General features: G+C 72.4%; 19 protein-coding genes. 9 read left to right on the top strand and 10 right to left on the bottom strand.

The genetic code is table 11. The features are described from left to right. Positions 1-21: 21 nt before the first annotated feature. Entirely contained in the window at positions 22-1,383 is a 1,362-nt protein-coding gene (paaK, locus tag IO24_RS0132870) for a phenylacetate--CoA ligase PaaK (protein WP_031142171.1), read from the top strand. A gap of 22 nt (positions 1,384-1,405) precedes the next feature. On the opposite strand, the gene IO24_RS0132865 is transcribed toward paaK, so the two are convergent. Then, on the bottom strand, positions 1,406-2,629 hold the full coding sequence (locus tag IO24_RS0132865) for a PP2C family protein-serine/threonine phosphatase (RefSeq protein ID WP_078899453.1): 1,224 nt from the start codon (positions 2,627-2,629) through the stop codon (positions 1,406-1,408). A 114-nt stretch (positions 2,630-2,743) separates the two neighbouring features. Next, the gene (locus IO24_RS0132860; protein ID WP_031142167.1) at positions 2,744-3,502 is read right to left on the bottom strand and encodes an IclR family transcriptional regulator; all 759 of its coding nucleotides are present in this window, start codon (positions 3,500-3,502) and stop codon (positions 2,744-2,746) included. A gap of 413 nt (positions 3,503-3,915) precedes the next feature. On the opposite strand from IO24_RS0132860, the gene IO24_RS0132855 reads away from it, so the two are divergent. From IO24_RS0132855 to hypE, 7 genes are read left to right on the top strand one after another with little or no spacing between them, the layout of a single operon-like run. Continuing rightward, entirely contained in the window at positions 3,916-5,661 is a 1,746-nt protein-coding gene (locus IO24_RS0132855; RefSeq protein ID WP_031142165.1) for a hydrogenase maturation protein, read from the top strand. Beyond that, positions 5,658-6,245 (top strand): hydrogenase maturation protease, encoded by a 588-nt coding sequence (locus tag IO24_RS0132850; protein WP_031142163.1) that lies wholly within the window; start codon positions 5,658-5,660, stop codon positions 6,243-6,245. Before IO24_RS0132855 ends, IO24_RS0132850 begins: the two co-directional genes overlap by 4 nt. A 39-nt stretch (positions 6,246-6,284) precedes the next feature. After that, a complete protein-coding gene (gene hypB / locus IO24_RS0132845) occupies positions 6,285-7,028 on the top strand; it encodes a hydrogenase nickel incorporation protein HypB (RefSeq protein ID WP_031142161.1) in 744 nt (247 codons plus the stop codon). Further along, positions 7,025-9,337 carry a carbamoyltransferase HypF gene (gene hypF, locus IO24_RS0132840; protein ID WP_031142159.1) on the top strand — a complete coding sequence of 771 codons (2,313 nt, stop codon included), beginning with the start codon at positions 7,025-7,027 and terminating at the stop codon, positions 9,335-9,337. Before hypB ends, hypF begins: the two co-directional genes overlap by 4 nt. A gap of 3 nt (positions 9,338-9,340) precedes the next feature. Further along, positions 9,341-9,622, top strand: a complete 282-nt coding sequence (locus tag IO24_RS0132835; RefSeq protein WP_031142157.1) for a HypC/HybG/HupF family hydrogenase formation chaperone — start codon at positions 9,341-9,343, stop codon at positions 9,620-9,622. Then, complete coding sequence (gene hypD / locus IO24_RS0132830; RefSeq protein ID WP_031142154.1) at positions 9,619-10,767, top strand: hydrogenase formation protein HypD; 1,149 nt, start codon at positions 9,619-9,621, stop codon at positions 10,765-10,767. Before IO24_RS0132835 ends, hypD begins: the two co-directional genes overlap by 4 nt. Further along, positions 10,760-11,677, top strand: coding sequence for a hydrogenase expression/formation protein HypE (gene hypE / locus IO24_RS0132825; RefSeq protein WP_031142152.1), 918 nt, complete (start codon positions 10,760-10,762; stop codon positions 11,675-11,677). Before hypD ends, hypE begins: the two co-directional genes overlap by 8 nt. A gap of 54 nt (positions 11,678-11,731) precedes the next feature. Here the strand turns inward: hypE and hypA are convergent, their stop codons facing one another. The 8 genes from hypA to IO24_RS0132785 form a co-directional block, all read right to left on the bottom strand. After that, positions 11,732-12,082, bottom strand: a complete 351-nt coding sequence (gene hypA / locus IO24_RS0132820; RefSeq protein ID WP_031111009.1) for a hydrogenase maturation nickel metallochaperone HypA — start codon at positions 12,080-12,082, stop codon at positions 11,732-11,734. 7 nt (positions 12,083-12,089) lie between these two features. Next, a complete protein-coding gene (locus IO24_RS45305; RefSeq protein ID WP_031142149.1) occupies positions 12,090-12,281 on the bottom strand; it encodes a hypothetical protein in 192 nt (63 codons plus the stop codon). 34 nt (positions 12,282-12,315) lie between these two features. Next, on the bottom strand, positions 12,316-12,522 hold the full coding sequence (locus IO24_RS0132810; RefSeq protein WP_031142147.1) for a hypothetical protein: 207 nt from the start codon (positions 12,520-12,522) through the stop codon (positions 12,316-12,318). Positions 12,523-12,564: 42 nt separating this feature from the next. Next, a complete protein-coding gene (locus tag IO24_RS0132805; RefSeq protein WP_031142145.1) occupies positions 12,565-13,161 on the bottom strand; it encodes a DUF5947 family protein in 597 nt (198 codons plus the stop codon). Beyond that, a complete protein-coding gene (locus IO24_RS0132800) occupies positions 13,158-13,709 on the bottom strand; it encodes a NifU family protein (protein WP_031142142.1) in 552 nt (183 codons plus the stop codon). Before IO24_RS0132800 ends, IO24_RS0132805 begins: the two co-directional genes overlap by 4 nt. Continuing rightward, positions 13,702-15,495, bottom strand: a complete 1,794-nt coding sequence (locus IO24_RS0132795) for a nickel-dependent hydrogenase large subunit (protein ID WP_031142140.1) — start codon at positions 15,493-15,495, stop codon at positions 13,702-13,704. Before IO24_RS0132795 ends, IO24_RS0132800 begins: the two co-directional genes overlap by 8 nt. Positions 15,496-15,559: 64 nt before the next feature. After that, positions 15,560-16,648: an NADH-quinone oxidoreductase subunit B family protein gene (locus tag IO24_RS0132790; RefSeq protein ID WP_031142137.1), complete on the bottom strand. Its 1,089-nt coding sequence runs from the start codon at positions 16,646-16,648 to the stop codon at positions 15,560-15,562. A gap of 1 nt (position 16,649) precedes the next feature. Beyond that, a complete protein-coding gene (locus tag IO24_RS0132785; protein WP_031142136.1) occupies positions 16,650-18,158 on the bottom strand; it encodes a hypothetical protein in 1,509 nt (502 codons plus the stop codon). A 191-nt stretch (positions 18,159-18,349) separates the two neighbouring features. On the opposite strand from IO24_RS0132785, the gene IO24_RS0132780 reads away from it, so the two are divergent. After that, complete coding sequence (locus tag IO24_RS0132780) at positions 18,350-20,026, top strand: NAD-dependent malic enzyme (RefSeq protein WP_031142133.1); 1,677 nt, start codon at positions 18,350-18,352, stop codon at positions 20,024-20,026. The last annotated feature ends 268 nt before the right edge of the window (positions 20,027-20,294 follow it).

Genomic DNA, 20,294 nt, shown 5'->3' with positions numbered 1-20,294 from the left:
ACGAGGCCGGAGGAGTCCCGAATGACCAGCGAGACCACCCCCTCCCGGGCGCCGGTGCCGGAGCCGGGAGAGCAGCGGCGCGGCGAGCCCCTCCCCCACGACCTGCTCGACGACGGCGAGCGCCTGACACGCGAGCAGTTGCGGAAGCTCCAGCTCGACCGCCTGCGCCGGAGCCTGCGGCATGCCTACGACAACGTGGAGGCCTACCGGCAGAAGTTCGACGCGGCCGGGGTCTCCCCCGACGACTGCCGCTCGCTGGAGGACCTGTCCCGCTTCCCCTTCACCACGAAGGCCGATCTGAGGGACACCTACCCGTTCGGCATGTTCGCCGTCCCCATGGACCGGGTGCGCCGCGTGCACGCCTCCAGCGGCACCACCGGCCGCCCCACGGTGGTCGGCTACACGGAGAACGACCTGTCGATGTGGGCGGACCTCGTCGCCCGCTCGATCCGCGCCGCCGGCGGCCGCCCGGGCCACAAGGTGCACATCTCCTACGGGTACGGGCTGTTCACCGGCGGCCTGGGCGCGCACTACGGCGCGGAGCGCGCCGGCTGTCTGGTGATCCCGGCCTCCGGGGGCATGACCGCGCGCCAGGTGCAGATCATCCAGGACTTCCGGCCCGAGATCATCATGGTCACCCCGTCCTACATGCTCACCCTGCTCGACGAGTTCGAACGGCAGGGCATCGACCCGCGCGGCAGCGGTCTGCGGGTGGGCATCTTCGGTGCCGAGCCGTGGACGGAGGAGATGCGCCGCGAGATCGAGGAGCGGATGGGCATCCACGCCGTCGACATATACGGCCTGTCCGAGGTGATCGGGCCCGGCGTCGCCCAGGAGTGCGTGGAGACCAAGGACGGACTGCACGTGTGGGAGGACCACTTCTACCCCGAGGTCGTCGACCCGGTCACGGGTGAGGTGCTGCCCGAGGGCGAGACGGGGGAGCTGGTCTTCACGTCCCTGACCAAGGAGGCCCTCCCGGTCGTCCGCTACCGCACCCGCGATCTGACCCGGCTGCTGCCCGGCACGGCCCGGCCCGCGTTCCGCCGCATCCAGAAGATCACCGGCCGCTGCGACGACATGATCATCCTGCGCGGGGTGAACGTCTTCCCCACCCAGATCGAGGAGATCGTGCTGCGCACGCAGGGTGTCGCCCCGCACTTCCAGATCCAGCTGACCCGGCGCGGCCGCCTGGACCACATGACGGTGCGTGTCGAGGCACGCCCCGGCACCGGTCCCGGGCAGTGCGAAGCCGCGGCCGGGACGATCGCGAAGGGCGTCAAGGACGGCATCGGCATCACCGCCGACGTGACGATCGTCGAACCGGAGACCCTGGAGCGCTCCGTCGGCAAGATCCGCCGGGTGAAGGACCTGCGCGAGACGTGACCCGGGGCGGTCGCGGCGGCTCTCAGGAACGGCACTTCGCCTCGCGCACCGGGACGGGAGCGGTAGGGCCGGGGCCGCTCGCTTCAGGGCCGTCTGCTTCCGTGATGCGTGCGGCCTGCTTGCGGATGAGGAGCAGGGCCGCGTCGTCGTGCAACCGGCCGCCCACATGGGTCAGGAGTTCGTCGTGCAGGGCGTCGAGGGTGCGCCCGGGCTCATGGGAGACGTGGCGGGCCAGCCCGTCCGCGAGCGGATAGAAGGCCCGTGCGCCGTCGCGGGCCTCGGTGACCCCGTCGGTGTAGAGCAGCAACTGGTCGCCGTCGGCGAAGGGCAGCGTCCGGAGCGCGGGAGTGTGACCGGTGAGGGCGCGCAGACCCAGCGGGGGAGCCGGGTGCGGGGGCTCCACGGCGCTGATGCTCCCGGAGGCACGGACCAGCAGCGGAGGCGCGTGCCCGCAGTTCACGACCTCCAGGTGCCCGGCCCGCGGGTATCCGGCGACCACGGCGGTGACGAAGTCGTCGTGCCCGAGGTTGCGGGCGAGGCTCCGCTCGATCCGCTCGACCACGGCGAGGAGGTCGGGCTCGTCGTGGGCGGCTTCCCGGAAGACACCGAGCACCAGCGCCGCGGTTCCCACGGCGGGCAGCCCCTTGCCGCGCACATCGCCGACGATCAGCCGGACCCCGTGCGGGGTGGGTATCAGTGCGTACAGGTCCCCGCCGATGCGGGCCTCGGCCGCCGCCGCGCTGTAGCGGACGGCCGCCTGGAACGGCCCGACCGTCGCCGGTACGGGCTTGAGCAGCGCGTGCTGGGCGGTCTCCGCGACCGAGCGGACGGCCGCGAGCACCCGTTCCCGCCGCCCACGCAGGACGCTGGCCAGGCCACTCGCCAGGGTGACCGTCACCAGGGCCGTCAGCACGGCGGTCAGCTCCCGGCCCGGCACACCGTCCCGGAACCCGAGCACGGCGCCGAGCACCGCGGTGAGGAATCCGACCCAGAAGACACCGCGCGGCCCGTTGGTCGTGGCCGCCAGCGCGGGGCCGGCCACGAGCAGCGGCAGCCAGATCATCCCGGCGCCCTCGGCGAGACCGGCGAGCACGACGACGAAGACGACCAGCGCGGGCAGGACGGGAGAACCGGCGGCCAGCTGCGCGAGGGCGCGTCTGCGGGCCGGCGTCCTGGCACCGGCCACTCGGAAGCCGAAGGGCCGTGCAGGCCGGTGGTCGCCACCAAGGTCTCGCGCATGGCTCATGTTCTTATCGAAGTCCTCACCTGTGAACGGGGCGCGAGGCTCGGGATGCACCCTCGGAATGTCCGTTTCATCCAGAGAACGGGGTGAGCCCAGGCGCGGGCAAGGAGAGGTTTTTCAGATAGTGAGCGAGAGGCCCCTCGTCACCCGGCTCGCGGTCGGAAGCAGCCGTTCGCGGATCTCCGGCAGCCGGGAGAGCCGGTTCGACGGCAGCGAGACACCGAGTGAGCCGAGCGTGTCCCCGCTGTAGACCGGGACGGCGACGCAGACCGTGCCGAGGGCGTACTCCTCCAGGTCCGTGATGGCCGGGGCCAGGGGCGGGGCCTCCAGCCGCCGGAGCAGTTCGGGGAGGCTGGTGATCGTCCGCGGGGTGAGGTCGGCGAGGTGGTGGCGGGAGAGGTAGTCCTGACGGGCCTCTTCGTCCATTTCCCGCAGTACGGCCTTGCCCAGCGCCGTGGCGTGCCCCGCGTCCTCGAAGCCCACCCAGAGGTCGACGCGGGGGGTGCCGGGGCCGTCGACGATCTCGGCGACCCGGATCTCGCCCTCCTCGTAGAACGTGAGGTAGGCGGCGCTCGCGAGCTCGTCCCGCAGTGCGGCGAGGCTGGGCCGGACGCGGCTGAGCAGCGCCTGCGCACGGCCGGTGGACCGGAGGGTCTGGAGCTTGTCGCCGAGGACGAAGCCGCCGTCGTCCAGCTTCCGCACGTACCCGTCGTGCACCAACGTCCGCAGCAGGTGGTAGGCGGTGGCCAGGGGCAGGCCGGTCTCACGCGCCAGCTGCTTGGCCGGCGCGCCGTTCTCGTGCGCGCTCACCGCCTCCAGCAGCCGCATGGCCCGCTGGACGGAGTTGATGAGCGTAGGGCCGTCCTGCGTCCCCATAAGAACAGCGTGCGTCAGGCCTGCTGCCCGGGCAAGGCGAGACCCGGTGGACGCCCGGACGACGAGGTCGACGGGCGGGTCGTCCGCCGGCGGCAGGCCCGCCCCCGGCTTCTCGATGGCCTGCACCAGGAGCCGGAGCCCCTCCCGCACCACGGCGTCGAACAGCTGCCGCACCGTGGCCGATCATGCCCAGCGTTCCACACCCCCCACGCACCGAACGCGCGCTCAGTGCCCGGTCCGGTGCGTCACCTCGTCGAGTCCGGCGTGCCCGATCCGGCGGGAGCCGGTAGTCCGTCGCAGCACGGTCAAAACTCGGCCGAGTCCGCTTACCCGTTCGGCCGGAAGCGGCTGAGGACCGCGAAACGCCGCCGTGGTCCTTCGCGGCCCTCCCCCGACGGGCGACCATCCGTGTCATGGACATCTTGCTCGTCGCCAGCGCGTTCAACAGCCTGTCCCAGCGTGTGTTCGCCGAACTGTCGGACGAGGGGCACCACGTGGACGTCGTGCTCGCCTCGCACGGCCCCGACGCGGTCCGGGCCGCCGTCACCGAGGTGTGCCCGGAGCTGATCGTCGCCCCGATGCTGAAGTCGGCCCTGCCGGAGGACGTGTGGCGGGAGCACACCTGCCTGATCGTGCACCCGGGGCCGCCCGGGGACCGGGGGCCGTCGTCGCTGGACTGGGCCATCGCCGAGGAGGCGTCCGAGTGGGGCGTGACGGTGCTCCAGGCCGAGGCTGCCATGGACGCGGGGGACGTGTGGGCGGACGGCTCGTTCCCGGTGCCGGCGGCAGGCAAGAGCGACCTGTACCGCAACGAGGTGTCGGACGCCGCCGCGGCCGCCGTGCTGCTGGCCGTGCGGCGCTACGCCGACGGATCGTACAAACCGCGCCCGCAGAGCGAACCCGGCATCCACGTGGTGTGGCGGGACTTCTTCCGCCAGGAGCAGCGGCGGATCGACTGGGAGAACGACAGCACGGCGACGGTGCTGCGCAAGCTCCGCGGGGCCGACTCACAGCCCGGCGTCCGGGACGAGATCTGCGACCGGGAGGTGTTCCTGCACGGCGGGCACCCCGAGGACCGGCTGCGCGGGGAGCCCGGGGAACTGCTCGCGACCCGGGCGGGCGCGGTCTGCCGGGCCACCCGGGACGGCGCGGTGTGGATCCCGGAGCTGCGGCCCCGCAAGAGCTCCGGTGACCCGGCACCGTTCCGCCGCCCGGCGGCCTCGGTGCTCGCCGGCTTCCCGGCCCCGCCCGGCAGTAGCCCGGGCATGCCGGGTTCGAACGGCCGCCCGTACTGGCTGCCTGAGATCGCCGCCCCGCTCGAACTGCCCCCGGGCCGCACCACCTGGACCGACATCCGCTACCGGCAGCACGGCCGCATCGGCTTCCTGACCTTCTCGTTCCCCGGCGGGGCCATGAGCACCACCCACTGCCGCAGACTGCTCGCCGCCTGGCGGTACGCCCTCACCCGCCCCACCTCGGTGCTGGTGCTCGGCGGCACCCGCGACTTCTTCTCCAACGGCATCCACCTCAACGTCATCGAGGCGTCGAGCGACCCGGCGGGTGAGTCCTGGTCCAACCTGAACGCCATGAACGACCTGGTCGAGGCGGTGCTGCGCACCACCGACCGGATCGTGGTGGCGGCCCTGGGCGGCAACGCGGCGGCCGGCGGCGTCATGCTCGCCCTGGCCGCCGACGAGGTCTGGTGCCGCACCGGCAGCGTCCTCAATCCGCACTACCGGAACATGGGGCTGTACGGGTCGGAGTACTGGACGTACTCGCTGCCCCGCCGGGTGGGCGCCGAGACGGCCGAGCGGCTGACGGCCGAGGCGCTGCCGGTGAGCGCCGCGACCGCCGAGCGGATCGGACTGGTGAACCGTCTGGTGCCGGTCGCGCCCGAGGAGTTCGCCGCCGAGGTGGGGCGCCTGGCCGCCGACATGGCTGATGATCCGGATCTCCCGCGCCGGATCACCGCCAAGGCCACGGCACGGCACGCGGACGAGCTCCACCGGCCCCTCGCCGAGTACCGGCGGGCCGAACTCGCCCGGATGCGCGCCGTCTTCTTCGACCCCGAGGCGCCGTACCACGCGCTGCGGTCCGCGTTCGTCCGCAAGCTCCCGAACGGCTCCCCCAGGCCGCTGGCGACCGGAGACACGCGATGAGCGCCCGGCTGCTCGTGGCGGGCGTCGGCAACATCTTCCTCGCGGACGACGCCTTCGGCCCCGAGGTGATCCGCGCCCTGGACCGGCACCCGCTGCCGCCGGAGGTGCGGGTGCGGGACTTCGGCATCCGCGGCATGGACCTGGCGTACGAGCTGCTCGACGGCTACGACACGGCCGTCCTGGTCGACGCGGCCGTACGGGGGCACGAGCCGGGCACGCTGTCGCTGATCGAGCCGGACCCGCCCGGCGGGTCCACGACGGGCGCCCCGCCCGAGGCGCACGGCATGGACCCGGCGAAGGTCCTCGCCCTGGCCGCCCACCTGGGCGACGAGCCGCTCCCCCGCGTCCTGGTGCTGGCCTGTGAGCCCGAGCTGCGGGCACTCGCCGACGAGGACATCGCCCCGGGCGTCAGCGCGACGGTGCGCGAGGCGGTCGGACGGGCCGTCGCGGCCCTGCACACCATGGTGCCGGTGCTGCTCGCCGACCCGGCTGCCACGCCCCCGTTGAGCCGCCCGGACGAATCCGCCACCCTGTCGTCGGCCGGGCTGCCGGGCATGGTGAGCGGCGGCGCGGAGGATCGGTAGCGGAACGATTTCCCTACCGACCCGCGAGGAGCGGCACCCATGTGCGATTCCGTGGACGAGGTCACTCAGGCCGTCCTGGCGAAGAACGACGGTCTGGCCGCGGACCTGCGTGACGCGTTGGCCCGGCGCGGAGTGAGCGTGGTCAACCTGCTGTCCAGCCCGGGCAGCGGCAAGACGGAACTGCTCGGGCGGGTGCTGGCCAGGGCGGTGGAGCGGACCCTTCCGGTGGCCGCGCTCACCGCCGACCTGGCGACCGACAACGACGCCGACCGGCTGTCCCGTTCGGGAGCCCCGGTGAAGCAGCTGCTGACGGACGGGCTGTGCCATCTGGAGGCGCGGCAGCTGCGCGGCCACGTGGAGAGCTGGCTGCCCGGGGGCACCTCGCTGCTGTTCGTGGAGAACGTCGGCAATCTCGTCTGCCCCGCGTCCTACGACCTCGGAGAGAGCATGCGGATCGTGCTCATGGCGGTGACGGAGGGCGAGGACAAGCCGCTGAAGTACCCCACCGCCTTCGGGTCCGCCCATCTTGTGGTGCTGACCAAGACCGATCTGGCCGGACCGGCCGGGTTCGACGAGGCGGCCTTCGAGGCGAACGTGCAGCGGGTCAATCCCGGGGTGGAGGTCGTGCGGTCCTGCGCCCGCACCGGCGCCGGCGTCGACACCCTCCTGGAACGGGTGCTCGCCGTCCGGGACGGAGCCCCTGTCCACCGGCCGCCCCTGGCGCCCCGGCCGCACACCCACACGCACACCCATGAGGACGCCGAAGCCGGCCTCCTCTCGTGACAGCGCCCGCCACCCGGGCGGTGCGCCGTCGTGTCACCGTGTGCGGCACCGTGCAGGGCGTGGGCTTCCGCCCCTTCGTGCACCGCCTCGCCACCGACCTCACGCTCGCGGGATTCGTGAGCAACACGGCGAGCGGCGTCCTCATCGAGGTGGAGGGCCCGCCGGACGATGTCGCCGCCTTCTGCGACCGGCTGGCCGAGGAGCCGCCGCCGCTCGCCGCCGTGCTCGGCGTCGAGGTCGAGGACCTGCCCGTCGCCGGGACCGACGGCACTTTCGGCATCCGCTCCACCGACCGCTCCCCCGGCAGCACCCTGCTCCCGCCCGACACGGCGACCTGCGCCGACTGCCTGCGGGAACTGGGCGATCCCGCCGACCGCCGGTACCGGCACCCGTTCGTCACCTGCACCCACTGCGGGCCCCGCTTCACCATCGCCACGGGCATGCCGTACGACCGGTCGGCCACGACCATGTCCGGCTTCCCGATGTGCGCCGCGTGCGCCCGGGAGTACGGCGATCCCCTCGACCGGCGCTTCCACGCCCAGCCCGTGGCCTGCCCCGGCTGCGGTCCCCGGCTGCGCCTGGTGCCGACGTCCGGGAGCGGGATCCGTCCTGCCCGGGACGCCGAAGCGCTGGCATCGGCACGGGCGCTGCTGGCAGCCGGGCGGATCGTCGCCGTCAAGGGCCTCGGCGGCTATCACCTGGCCTGCGACGCCACCGACGCACCGGCCGTGGACACGCTGCGCACCCGCAAGGCGCGCGGCGGCAAGCCGTTCGCGGTGATGTGCGCGGACCTCGACGACGTACGGCGGATCGCCGAAGTCTCCACGTCCGGGCTGGCCGCCCTCACCAGCCCTCGGCGCCCCATCGTCCTGCTGCGCCGGCGCTCGCAGGCGAACGTCCTGGCGCCCGGCGTCTGCCCCGGCAGCCCGCACCTCGGCGTGATGCTGCCCTACACGCCCGTGCACACCCTGCTGTTCGGCCTGCCCGGTGATCCGCCGGGCCCGCGCGTGCTGGTCATGACGAGCGGCAACCGCTCCGGGGAGCCGATCGTCACGGACGACGACGAGGCGCTGACCCGGCTCGCCGGGCTGGCCGACGCCTGGCTCGCCCACGACCGGCCCATCGCCTCGCCCTGCGACGACTCCCTGCTGCGGGTGCGGCCCGACGGTACCGAGCAGGTGCTGCGCCGGTCCCGGGGCTATGTGCCCCGCCCGCTGCGGCTGCCGGTCCCGGTGCGGCCCGCGCTCGCCGTGGGCGGCGACCTGAAGAACGCCCTGTGCCTCGGCGCGGGCGACCACGCCTGGTTCGGGCCGCACATCGGCGACATGGGCGATCTGACCACCCTGGAGGCGGCCCGGCGGGCGGACGCGCACCTGCGGGGTCTGACCGGCGTGAGCCCCGAACTGGTCGCCGCCGACCGGCACCCCGGCTACCACTCGACACGGTGGGCCTCCCGGCCGGCCGGACGCGCTCCCGTGCTGGTCCAGCACCACCACGCGCACATCGCCTCCGCCATGGCCGAGCACGGCCTCGACGGCACGACCCCGGTGATCGGTGTCGCCTTCGACGGCACGGGCTACGGCGACGACGGCACCGTCTGGGGCGGCGAGATCCTGCTCGCCGACTACACCGGTTTCCGGCGCTACGCCCACCTCTCCCCCGCCCCGCTGCCCGGTGGCGACGCGGGCGTCGCCAACCCGTGCCGTCTGGCCCTGGCCCGGCTGTGGGCGGCGGGACTGCCGTGGGACGCCGACCTGCCGTGCGTGACCGCCTGCGCGCCGGAGGAACTGGCGGTGCTCGAACGGCAGTTGTGCGGCGGTCTGGCCTGTGTGCCGACCTCCAGCATGGGTCGCCTCTTCGACGCCGTGTCGTCGCTCGTCGGCGTGTGCCATCGCGCGGGGTACGAGGCGCAGGCCGCGCTGGAGCTGGAGGCGACGGCCGCCACGGCGTGGGGCGACGACACCTCGGCGTACGCCTTCGCCGGCGGGCTAGACCCGGCGCCCGTGCTGGCCGCGCTGGTCGCCGATCTGCGGCGCGGCACCCCGGCCGCCGTGCTCGCGGCCCGCTTCCACCGCGGTGTGGCGGGGGCGGTGGCACAGATCTGCCGGCGGGCGCGCCGGGACACCGGCCTGGCCACCGTCGCCCTCAGCGGCGGGGTGTTCGCCAACGCGCTGCTGGAGGAGGAGTGCGCGCGGCTGCTGACCGAAGACGGTTTCGCGGTGCTCCGGCACGGCGAAGTCCCGCCGAACGACGGCGGGCTGGCCCTGGGCCAGCTGCTGGTCGCGGCGCACCTACGACAGGAGGAGTGACCCATGTGTCTGGCAGTCCCCGGCAAGGTCGTGGCCATCGACGACACCGCCGACCCGCTCACCGGGCTGATCGACTTCGGCGGAGTGCAGAAACAGGCGTGCCTGGAGTACGTGTCCGACGTGCGGGTGGGTGAGTACGTCATCGTGCACGTCGGATTCGCGCTCCAGCGTCTGGACGAGGAGTCGGCCCTGGCCTCCCTGAAGCTGTTCGAGGAACTGGGGCTTTTGGAGGAGGAGTTCGGGGACGCCTGGAAGCAGGCCGAGAAGGAGGCGGGAACGGCGTGAAGTACATCGACGAGTTCAACGACCCCCAGCTGGCGCGGCGCCTGCTGGACGAGATCCGCGCCACCGCCACCCGGCCGTGGGCCCTGATGGAGGTGTGCGGCGGGCAGACCCACTCGATCATCCGGCACGGCATCGACCAACTGCTGCCGGAGCAGGTGGAGCTGATCCACGGCCCCGGCTGCCCTGTCTGTGTCACGCCGCTGGAGGTCATCGACAAGGCGCTGGAGATCGCCTCGCGGCCCGGGGTGATCTTCTGCTCCTTCGGCGACATGCTGCGGGTGCCGGGCACCGACCGCGACCTGTTCCGGGTCAAGGGCGAGGGCGGCGACGTGCGCGTGGTGTACTCGCCGCTCGACGCCCTGGAGCTGGCCCGCCGCAACCCGGACCGCGAGGTGGTGTTCTTCGCGATCGGCTTCGAGACCACCGCCCCGGCCAACGCGATGGCCGTGCACCAGGCGCGCCGGCTGGGCCTGTCCAACTTCAGCCTGCTGGTGTCGCACGTGCGGGTCCCCCCGGCCGTCGAGGCGATCATGACGGCGCCCGAGTGCCGGGTGCAGGGCTTCCTGGCCGCCGGGCACGTGTGCAGCGTGATGGGGATGGCCGAGTATCCGGAGCTGGCCGAGCGGTTCCGGGTGCCGATGGTGGTGACGGGCTTCGAGCCGCTGGACATCCTGGAGGGCATCCGCCGGGCGGTCCGCCAGCTGGAGCGCGGTGAGCACCGGGTGGAGAACGCCTACCCGCGTGCCGTGCGCGAGGAGGGCAACCCGGCAGCGGTGCGCATGATCGAGGAGGTGTTCGAGGTCACCGACCGGTCCTGGCGCGGCATCGGGCGAATCCCGGCCAGCGGCTGGCGGCTGACCGACGCCTTCCGCGCGTACGACGCCGAGCACCGCTTCGACGTCAGCGGGATCCGTACCGAGGAACCCGCCGAGTGCCGTGCCGGTGAGGTCCTCCAGGGCCTGATCAAGCCGACCGAGTGCGGCGCGTTCGGCACCACCTGCACCCCGCGCACCCCGCTCGGCGCGACCATGGTCTCCAGCGAGGGCGCCTGCGCGGCCTACTACCTGTACCGCCGGATGAACGCCCCGGCGCCGCAGGCCGGCGGCGGGGCGCAGCAGCAGCAGGAGGTGGCTCCCGTTGCCTGAGCGACTCGCCGATGTGGTCGACCCGGCCAACTGGAGCTGCCCGGCCCCGCTGCGCGACCAGGGGGTCGTGGTCATGGGGCACGGCGGAGGGGGTGCGCTGTCGGCGGAGCTGATGGAGCAGATCTTCACCCCCGCCTACGGCAATGCCACCCTGTCCGGTCTCGCCGACTCCGCCGTCCTCGAACTGGGCGGTGCGCGGCTGGCCTTCTCCACCGACTCCTACGTGGTCCGGCCGCTGTTCTTCCCCGGCGGGTGCCTCGGCGACCTCGCGGTCAACGGGACCGTCAACGACCTGGCGATGAGCGGTGCCGTGCCCGCGTATCTCTCCGCGGCCTTCGTACTGGAGGAGGGCGTGGAGCTGACGGTCGTCGAACGGATCGCGCGCTCCATGGGGGCGGCGGCCGAGACGGCCGGGGTCACGATCGCCACGGGTGACACCAAGGTGGTGGAGTCCGGGCACGGCGACGGGGTGTACGTCACCACCGCCGGCGTGGGGCTCGTGCCCGACGGGGTGGACATCCGGCCCCAGCGCGCCCGGCCCGGCGACGCGATCATCGTCAGCGGCCCGATCGGGCTGCACGGCGTGGCGATCATGAGTGTCCGGGAAGGGCTGGAGTTCGGGGTGGAGATCGCCAGCGACAGCGCGCCGCTGGCGGATCTGGTGGCGGCGATGCTGGCCGTCACTCCGGACGTCCATGTGCTGCGCGACCCCACCCGGGGTGGTCTGGGCGCGTCCCTCAACGAGATCGCACGGGCTTCCGGGACCGGTGTCCGGCTTCAGGAGCGGGCGATCCCGGTGCCGGACGCGGTTTCGAACGCCTGCGGGTTCCTCGGGCTCGATCCGCTCTACGTCGCCAACGAGGGGCGGCTGGTCGCCTTCGTGCCCCCGACGGAGGCGGAGGAGGGCTGACGGGAGAACGGCAGGGGGGGCCCCGCCGCCGGGCGGGCGGGGCCCCCTGCCTGTCTATGCCGGTACGGGCTCGATCCCGGCGATCTCCAGTTCCCGGCCGCTGCGCAGGTCGCTGGAGGGCTGGTCGCAGCGCGGGCACCAGAAGAACGGGGGCATGCCCACCGGGAACTCCTCGGCGCACGGGCCGCACCAGGCCTGCGCGGGGATCTGCTCGACGACGAGGTGGGCCCCCGCGAGGGCGGTGCCGTCACGGGCCACCTCGAAGGCGAAGCCGAGGGCGTCGGGGACGACGCCCGCCAGCTCGCCGACCCGGACGGTCACCTTCGAGACGGCGTCCGTCCCGTCCGCCCGGGCCAGCTCGTCGGCCCGCTCGATGATCGCGGTCGCGATCGACAGTTCGTGCACGGCCGGCTCACGGGTAGCGGTTGCCGGCGCGGAATCCGCCGGACATCCGCCAGATCCGCATCTCCCGCCTCAGGCTGGGCCACTCCCAGCACAGCAGTGCCAGTGCCACACCGCCCACCAGGACGGCCTCGGCCTTCAGCACCCGCTGCCCGCTCATCCCGCCCCGCCTGCGCGCGACGGGTCTGCGTACTCGTTTCATTGCGGCGACTCCCTGCTCGTTCTCATCACGGTGTTCATCCCGGCGAGATGTTCGGCATGGTCTCCGCGAGGGCGTCATGCCGTTTCCAGTGGATCCCCGTGGAGCGGCGCGCGTCGGCGGTGCCGTCCTCGTGGTGCCCCTTCTGCTGCTCGCGCGGTCCCTTGTTGCCCTGGTGCATGCCCGCGACGTGCCCGGGCGTGTCGGGCTTCGCCTGGGGCCGGCCCACTCTGATGTTGCCCATGAGGTGCTCTCCTTCCTCGCCTCCGACCTGCGGAGTACGTGGCTATGGCCGCTCGGTGAGGTCCTCGAAGAACTGCTCGAGGGCGGGCCAGATCCGGCCGCCGCCGGACATGCCGCGCCACTCCCGGCGAACGACGGCGATCATCCGGTAGCAGTCGTCGACCGGCACGATCCAGTGCTCGTCGAGGCCGTGGACGGTGTTCACCAGGAGGGCCTCCACCTCGGGTTCCACGGTTGCGAGCTGCGGACACGTCTCGGCCAGCTGCTGCCAGGCCGCCGCGTCCACCTCCCACCGCATGGCTCCCGCGGGGCTCGGGCCCTCGGCGGTGACGGTGCCGTCCGCCCGGGGCACGAAGAAGACCAGGCCGACGGGTACGCCCAGCACGGCCGTGTCGACCTTGGGCAGCCGGACCCGGCGCCGGGGCACGAGCCGGTACTGGCCGTCCCCCGCCGCCGCGTCGGCGAACAGCACCGAGCAGGGGCCGCAGACGCAGCGCACCTCCTGCTGGCCGGTGTCGTACAGGTGGGCGTGCTCGTCGGCGACCGGTGCGGCGCACAGGTCGCACACCTCCCGCTCGGCCGCCGCCGTGCGGTCGGCCGAGGAGCGGATGAGGCGGGCCAGCGCTCCTTCGGTGGTCACGGTGCGCCCCGGTGCGTCAGCGTGGTCAGCGGTACGAAGGCGGGGGCCGTCTCGGTCAGGGGTTCCACCGCCGTCAGCTCGGGCGCCGCCGCGAGCACCGCCGCGCGGACCGCGTCGGTGACCTCGGAACCTCCGCCGCCGCAGCCGGACCCGCATCCGCTGCCGCCCGTGGTCAGACGCACCCGGGCGACCTGGCCTTCCACCCCGGCCCACTCCACGTCACCGCCACGTTCCTGCACGGCGGGCCGCAGCCGTTCGACCGCGCGGGCCGCCCGGCGTTCGGCGGGCTCGGGGTGGATGTCGTGCAGCACCATGAGGTGCCCGAGCAGCTCGTCCTCGGCGAGGCGTTCGGCGAGCTGCTCGTCCGCGTGGTCCAGGACGCGGGCCAGGGCCTCGCCGTAGACCTCGGTCAGCAGTGCCACCGCCTGGGTCGCGGAGCGTGTCGTGGGGCCGGGGGCGGACTCCAGGCTTTCCAGCAGTTCGTCGAGCCGGCCGAGGCGGGCCTCGACGTCCGGGTCGGCCAGCCGCGCGGTGGCGGCCTCAGCCATGGTTCGCCCCGTAGGTCGGCGAGTGCAGGGTCGTCAGCGTCTTTCCCTTGCCGACGTACATGTGCACACCGCACGGCAGACAGGGGTCGAAGCTGCGGACGGTGCGCATGATGTCGACGCCCTTGAAGTCGTCCGGCCCGTTCTCCTCGAAGATGGGCTGGCCCTGGACGGCGTCCTCGTACGGGCCGGGGGTGCCGTACATGTCGCGGGGGCTGGCGTTCCACGGGGTGGGCGGGTACGGGTGGTAGTTGGCGATCTTCTTGTCCTTGATCACCAGGTGGTGGGAGAGGACACCGCGCACCGCCTCGTGGAAGCCGCAGCCGATCGCCTCGTCGGGCACCTCGTAGTTCTCGAACACCTTGGTCTCGCCCGCGCGCACCATGCCCATGGCCTCTTCGATGAACTGCAGGGCCATGGCGGCCGCGTAGGCGACGAAGTACGGCCGGGCGCGGTCGCGTTCGATGGTGTTGCTCCACTGCGGGATGCGCCACTCCAGGGTGGTCTCCGGCAGGGACTCGCCCTTGGGCAGGGAGATGCGCACGCTGTGGCCGGTGGACTTGATGTACGGGGTGTTCACCAGGCCGCTCAGCGCGGTCGACCACAGTCGGGCGAGGGGGCCGCCGCCGGTGTCGAGGGCGAGGTGGTCGCCGGTGCGCTGGTCGAACCAGCGGGGGCTCATCACCCAGCTGTACTTGTCGTCGAAGTCGCGCTTCTGCGGCACCGGGACGGTGGTCTGGTTCCACGGGTGGCGCATGTCGACGGGGTTGCCGAGCGGGTCGTGGGTGACGAAGGGCTGCTCGTTGACCCAGTCCTCGTAGTAGGAGCTGCCGAGCATGATGCGCAGGCCGAGGTTGATGTCGACGAGGTTGTTGGTGACCAGTTCGCCGTCGACGATGATGCCCGGGGTGACGTACATCGCCTTGCCCCAGGTGTTCATCGTCTCGTAGCGGTAGTCGACGACCTTGGGGTCCTGGAAGGCGCCCCAGCAGCCCAGCAGGGTGCGGCGGCGGCCGACCTCCTCGTAGCCGGGCAGCGCCTCGTAGAAGAAGTCGAAGACGTCGTCGTTCATGGCGACGGCCTTCTTCACGAAGTCGATGACCCGCATGAGGCGGCTGAGGTAGTCGGTGAAGACGGTCGGCTGCGGCATCGTGCCGACGCCGCCCGGGTACAGCGTGGAGGGGTGGACGTGCCGCCCCTCCATCAGGCAGAACATCTCGCGGGTGACCCGGCTGACCTTCAGGGCCTCCTTGTAGACCTCGCCCTCGAAGGGGTTGAAGGCCTTCATGATGTCGGCGATCGTCCGGTAGCCGTGGATCTCGCCGCGGGGCGCCTCGGTGCGCTCGGCGCGGGCCAGCACACCGGGGTTGGTGGCCTTGACCATCGCCTCGCAGAAGTCCACGAAGACCAGGTTGTCCTGGAAGATCGTGTGGTCGAACATGTACTCGGCGGCCTCGCCGAGGTTGACGATGTGCTCGGCCAGCGGGGGCGGCTTGACTCCGTAGGCCATCTGCTGGGCGTAGTCGGAGCAGGTGGTGTGGTTGTCGCCGCAGATGCCGCAGATCCGGGACGTGATGAAGCCCGCGTCGCGCGGGTCCTTGCCCTTCATGAACACCGAGTAGCCGCGGAACAGCGACGAGGTGCTGTGGCACTCGACGACTTCCCGGTTGGCGAAGTCGATCTTCGTGTAGATGCCCAGGTTGCCGATGATCCGCGTGATCGGATCCCAGGACATGTCCACGAGCTGTGGCGGCTTGCGGTCCGTGGGCCGGGCCTCGGTGGTGGTCATCTGCGGTACTGCCCCTCGCTGTCGGTGGTGTGTGGGGTGGTGGGCTGCATCCGGGGACGCTTCATCAGGGGCGCCAGCGCGGGTCGTAACCGCTGGTCAGCTTCCGCTTGTTGTGGCGCCACTTGGGCTCGTGGTTGACCAGTTCGTTGGTCACGCCGCGCAGCCGTCGGATGACGGCCCCGTACGGCTTGACGACGAGGGAAGACAGGGTGCTGCCAGGAGGCTCGTCCATGAACGGCATGAACGCGTCGGGGAAGCCGGGCATCGTGCAGCCGATGCAGATGCCGCCGACGTTGGGGCAGCCGCCGATGCCGGCCATCCAGCCGCGCTTGGGCACGTTGCAGTTGACGACCGGACCCCAGCAGCCCGTCTTGACCAGGCATTTGGGCGAGTTGTAGTCCGTGGCGAAGCTGGCCTGCTCGTAGTACGAGCCGCGGTCGCAGCCCTCGTGGACCGTCTTCCCGAACAGCCACTGCGGGCGCAGCATGTGGTCCAGCGGCGGCGGGGGCGCGGAGCCGGCCGCGTGGTAGAGGACCCAGACCAGGGTCTCCATGAAGTTCTCGGGCTGGATCGGGCAGCCGGGCACGTTGACGATGGGCAGGCCGGCCTGGGAGGTGTAGTCCCAGCCCAAGTAGTCGGCGAGGCCCATGCAGCCCGTCGGGTTGCCGGACATGGCGTGGATGCCGCCGAAGGTGGCGCAGGTGCCGGCGGCCACCACCGCCCAGGCCTTGGGGGCCAGTTGGTCGATCCACCAGTTGAGGGTCTGCGGCTCGCCGGTCTCCGGGTCGTTGCCGAAGGAGGTCCAGTAGCCGTCGCCCTCGATGATGTTCTGGTTGGGGATCGAGCCCTCGATGACAAGGATGAACGGACCCAGTTCGCCTCGTACGGCCGCCCGGTAGGGCGCGAGGAAGTCCTCGCCGCCCAGGCTGGGCGAGAGCACCTTGTTGACCAGGTTCACCTTGGGCAGGCCCGGGATCAGCCCGAGCACCAGGTCCTCGATGGAGGGCTGGTCGGCGGCGGTGAGCGAGACGGTGTCGCCGTCGCAGCTCATGCCCTCGGAGATCCAGAGGATGTGGATCTCGTCGATGCCCTGCCGGTCCTCGGACCGTTCGGGTTCCTTGCTGACTTCGGTGGTGCTGCTGTGGGTTGTCATGTCACTCGGCCTCCGCTGCGGGGGTCTCGGAGTCGGTCGTGTGCCGCGATGGAACCGCGGCGGGAGCCGGTGCCGACGGCTCGTCCGGGGATCCGGCGGGCTCGAGGGGTTCGAGCTCGTCGGGCCGGAAGTAGTGGAAGCGGCCGTACCAGTTGTTCAGTTCGGCGGCCGGGTCGTCGTCGAGGGTGACGGCGAGGTGCACGCTGCCGTCCACGTCGTGGAAGACGGCGGCGACCTCGGCGGTCCGCCCGGCGAGAAACATGTCCTGGGCGTCGGCGCCGCGTCCCCGGGGGCGGAGCCGTACCCGGCTGCCGCCGCCGAGGGGGACACCGTCGACGAGCACGGTGTCGGTGGTCGGGGAGAGACCGTCGTCGGCGCCCTCCTGCCACCAGGCGGCGCGGTCGGCCGGCGCCGTGGGGGTGACCGGTGCCAGGGACCGGACGGCACCGTGCAGCCGTTCGAAGACCTCCTGCGGCATGGTGTCGACCCGGTCGAGGATCGCCGCCGCCCGCGCATCGGTGGCCCGCGCCTCGCGCTTCTCCTCGTCGGTCAGCAGCATCGTGCGCAGTGTGAGGATCTCGTCGATCTCCGCGGCGTCGTGCAGGTCGCCCGGGCTCTCGGGGGCGACCCGGGGGTGGTCGGGCAGGATGATCGGCGCGGACAGCAGGACGTGTCCGGTGTCCCCGGCCCCGTCGCCGAGCACGGGGAAGGTGAACTCGTTGCGGCACGCGCGCACGGGTCCTTGCAGGTCCGCCGGCGGATCGATGAGCGAGACGAACTCCACTTCGTCGCCGCCGACGAGGGTGTGGGTGGCGATGAGGGCCCTGCGCAGTGCCTCGTCGCGTGCCGTGCCCGGGTGCGGGGCGGGCGCGGTGTTCGTGGTCCGTACGCGGATCCGGCAGAGGTCGTCGGAGAGCCGCTCGGCGGTGACGGTGGTCTCGGCCCGGATCTCCTCGCGGGTGCGCACCACCCGCCCGGCGCCTTCCGGCAGCGGCTCGATGTCCTCACCCGCCGCGGCGCCCACCGCGACGGTGCGTCCGCCCCGGAGGAGTTCGTCGAGCGTGACGTCGATCCCGCACTCGCGCGGCAGGGCCTCGTCGAAGGTCAGATGCACCGTGCCGTCGCCGGTGCGCAGCGACTCTACGGGGCGGTGGCCTGCTTCCTCCACCTGCTTGCGCTGCATCTGCAGGTAGCGCACCCGCACCCGTACGCAGGCGCTGCCCGGCCGGCGGACCCGCAGCAGGCACTCGGTCTGCTGGTACCAGGAGTCTGCCGAGCCGGAGACACCGGGGACGACGGGGCCGTCCGCCTCCACCCAGTCCCGGGGGAACAGCACGCCGAACTGCCAGCGGACGCGGTTCTTGGCGGAGGAGCGGCGGTAGGGGTAGAGGAGGTAGCCCTCGTAGAGGACGGCGTCGGCGACGGCGCTGAGCTGCTCGAAGACGCCCGGGGACGGGTCCGCCCCGCCGCTCGTGGCAGCGCTCCTCGTACCGGCCGGTGCTTCCACCATCGCGCCTCCTCGTCCCTGTGTGCACCCGCATTCCTTCCACCACGGTCACACCGCTCACCCCCTGTCGCCTCCTCCGGCGCAGCGTTGTTGGGCCGTTCGGGGTGGGCGCGGGTCGGCCCCGGGTCCGGTGTCTCGTCCGGATGGCACACGTCACCCGCACGAACCGGCGCATCAGGGGAAGGCGTCACCTCATGGACCAGCCGACGCGACACCCCCACCCCAGCACCAGCCCCGCCGTCACGACCCTGGCCGACCCGCTGGTCAACAAGGGCACCGCCTTCAGCCGGCACGAACGTGAGGAACTGGGACTCGACGGGCTGCTGCCGCCCGCCGTGGAGACCCTGGACGAGCAGGTCGCCCGCGCGTACGAGGCGTTCCACGGCTACGACAAGCCCCTCAACCGGCACATCTACCTGCGGCAGCTCCAGGACACCAACGAGGTGCTCTTCTACCGTCTCGTCACCGACTACCTGGAGGAGCTGCTGCCCGTCGTCTACACACCGACGGTGGGCGAGGCCTGCCGGCGGTTCAGCGAGATCTACCGCCGGCCGCGCGGTCTGTTCCTGACCTGGGAGGACCGGCACCGCTTCCGCGACATTCTGCGCAACCGCCCGCACCGGGACCACGACGTGGACGTCGTCGTCGTCACCGACGGCCAGCGCATCCTCGGCCTGGGCGACCAGGGCGTCGGCGGCATGGGCATCCCCATCGGCAAGCTCAGCCTCTACACGGCCATCGGCGGCATCCATCCCGCCCGCACCCTGCCGATCCTGCTGGACGTCGGCACCGACAACGAGACCCTGCTCGACAACCCCCGCTACCTGGGCCGCCGCGCACGGAGGCTGACGGGCGCCGAGTACGACGAGATGATCGAGGCGTTCGTCTCGGCGGTCGAGGCGGAGCTGCCCGGGACGCTGCTGCAGTGGGAGGACTTCGCCACCGCCCACGCCCTCCCGATCCTCTCCCGCTACCGCGACCGGCTGCTCACGTTCAACGACGACATCCAGGGCACCGCGGCCGTCACGCTCGGCGCCCTGTCCACCGCGGCGAACGTGGCCGGGACGCCCCTGCCCGAGCAGCGCGTGGTGATCCTCGGCGCGGGGTCGGCCGCCATCGGCGTCGCCGACATGATCCGGACGGCCATGATCGACGAGGGCCTGTCTGAGGACGAGGCCACGGCACGGTTCTGGATCCTCGACGTCGACGGCCTGCTGGTGTCCTCACGCTCCGAACTGTCCCCGCAGCAGCGGATGTTCGCGCGCGACGAAAGCGAGGTGGCCGACTGGGACGGCACCGGCCTCGCCGAAGTGGTGCGCCGTGTCGAACCGACGGCGCTCATCGGGCTGTCGACTGCGCACGGCGCGTTCACCGAGGAGATCGTGCGGCAGATGGCCTCGACCTGCGAACGGCCCGTCGTCTTCCCGCTCTCCAACCCCACCTCGCACTCCGAGGCCGAGCCGGCGGACCTCACCCGCTGGACCGACGGGCGGGCACTGATCGCCACCGGATCGCCCTATCCGCCGGTGACGGTGGACGGACGTGACGTGCCCGTGGCGCAGTCGAACAACGTGTACGTCTTCCCGGCCATGGGCCTCGCGGTGACCGCGAGCCGGGCCACGCGGGTCACGGACCGCATGCTCGTGGCCGCCGCCCGAGCCGTCGCGCGGTGCGCGGTGCGGGCGGCGGACGGCGCCGACGGTCCCGTGCCGCTGCTGCCGCCCCTGACCGGGATGCGGGAATCCGCCCGCGAGATCGCCCTGGCCGCGGCCCTCGCCGCCGTCGAGGACGGGGTGGCCCCGCAGGCGACGGAGGAGGAACTGCGCAAGGCCGTCACCCGGGCGCAGTGGACGCCCCTGTACGAGGACTAGGCCGTGTCCGCAGAGTCCCGTCGTCCGCCCGGAGGGCGGGCCCCGCGGCGTCTGGTGCGTGCTCTCGGCGTGCCGGACGGAGACCTTCGTACTGGATGTACTTGGGGCTTCGCCCGGTGCGGCGAGAGTGCGTGCCAGGCGTCGCGGGGCAGGCGGGACTTTGCGGACACGGCCTAGAAGGCTGATGAAGATCTTGTTGAGGGGCTGTCCGGCCGGAGGCCGGATGGCCCTTCTTTGCTATGGGGTGGCTGGGGCGAGGTGCCAGGCG

Origin of the sequence: Streptomyces flavovariabilis (assembly GCF_000725785.1) — a bacterium.
Taxonomy (GTDB): Bacteria; Actinomycetota; Actinomycetes; order Streptomycetales; family Streptomycetaceae; genus Streptomyces; species Streptomyces hawaiiensis.
This window is presented reverse-complemented; position numbering and strand designations above follow the sequence as displayed.

Excerpts from the sequence above, each read along its gene's own strand:
- IO24_RS0132850 (WP_031142163.1), top strand. The coding sequence starts at position 5,658 with ATGAGCGCCCGGCTGCTCGTGGCGGGCGTCGGCAACATCTTCCTCGCG.
- IO24_RS0132810 (WP_031142147.1), bottom strand. The coding sequence starts at position 12,522 with ATGGGCAACATCAGAGTGGGCCGGCCCCAGGCGAAGCCCGACACGCCC.
- IO24_RS0132835 (WP_031142157.1), top strand. The coding sequence starts at position 9,341 with ATGTGTCTGGCAGTCCCCGGCAAGGTCGTGGCCATCGACGACACCGCC.
- IO24_RS0132800 (WP_031142142.1), bottom strand. The coding sequence starts at position 13,709 with ATGGCTGAGGCCGCCACCGCGCGGCTGGCCGACCCGGACGTCGAGGCC.
- IO24_RS45305 (WP_031142149.1), bottom strand. The coding sequence starts at position 12,281 with ATGAAACGAGTACGCAGACCCGTCGCGCGCAGGCGGGGCGGGATGAGC.
- IO24_RS0132790 (WP_031142137.1), bottom strand. The coding sequence starts at position 16,648 with ATGACAACCCACAGCAGCACCACCGAAGTCAGCAAGGAACCCGAACGG.
- IO24_RS0132780 (WP_031142133.1), top strand. The coding sequence starts at position 18,350 with ATGGACCAGCCGACGCGACACCCCCACCCCAGCACCAGCCCCGCCGTC.
- IO24_RS0132795 (WP_031142140.1), bottom strand. The coding sequence starts at position 15,495 with ATGACCACCACCGAGGCCCGGCCCACGGACCGCAAGCCGCCACAGCTC.
- IO24_RS0132860 (WP_031142167.1), bottom strand. The coding sequence starts at position 3,502 with ATGGGGACGCAGGACGGCCCTACGCTCATCAACTCCGTCCAGCGGGCC.
- IO24_RS0132865 (WP_078899453.1), bottom strand. The coding sequence starts at position 2,629 with ATGAGCCATGCGCGAGACCTTGGTGGCGACCACCGGCCTGCACGGCCC.
- paaK (WP_031142171.1), top strand. The coding sequence starts at position 22 with ATGACCAGCGAGACCACCCCCTCCCGGGCGCCGGTGCCGGAGCCGGGA.
- IO24_RS0132785 (WP_031142136.1), bottom strand. The coding sequence starts at position 18,158 with ATGGTGGAAGCACCGGCCGGTACGAGGAGCGCTGCCACGAGCGGCGGG.
- IO24_RS0132855 (WP_031142165.1), top strand. The coding sequence starts at position 3,916 with ATGGACATCTTGCTCGTCGCCAGCGCGTTCAACAGCCTGTCCCAGCGT.
- hypB (WP_031142161.1), top strand. The coding sequence starts at position 6,285 with ATGTGCGATTCCGTGGACGAGGTCACTCAGGCCGTCCTGGCGAAGAAC.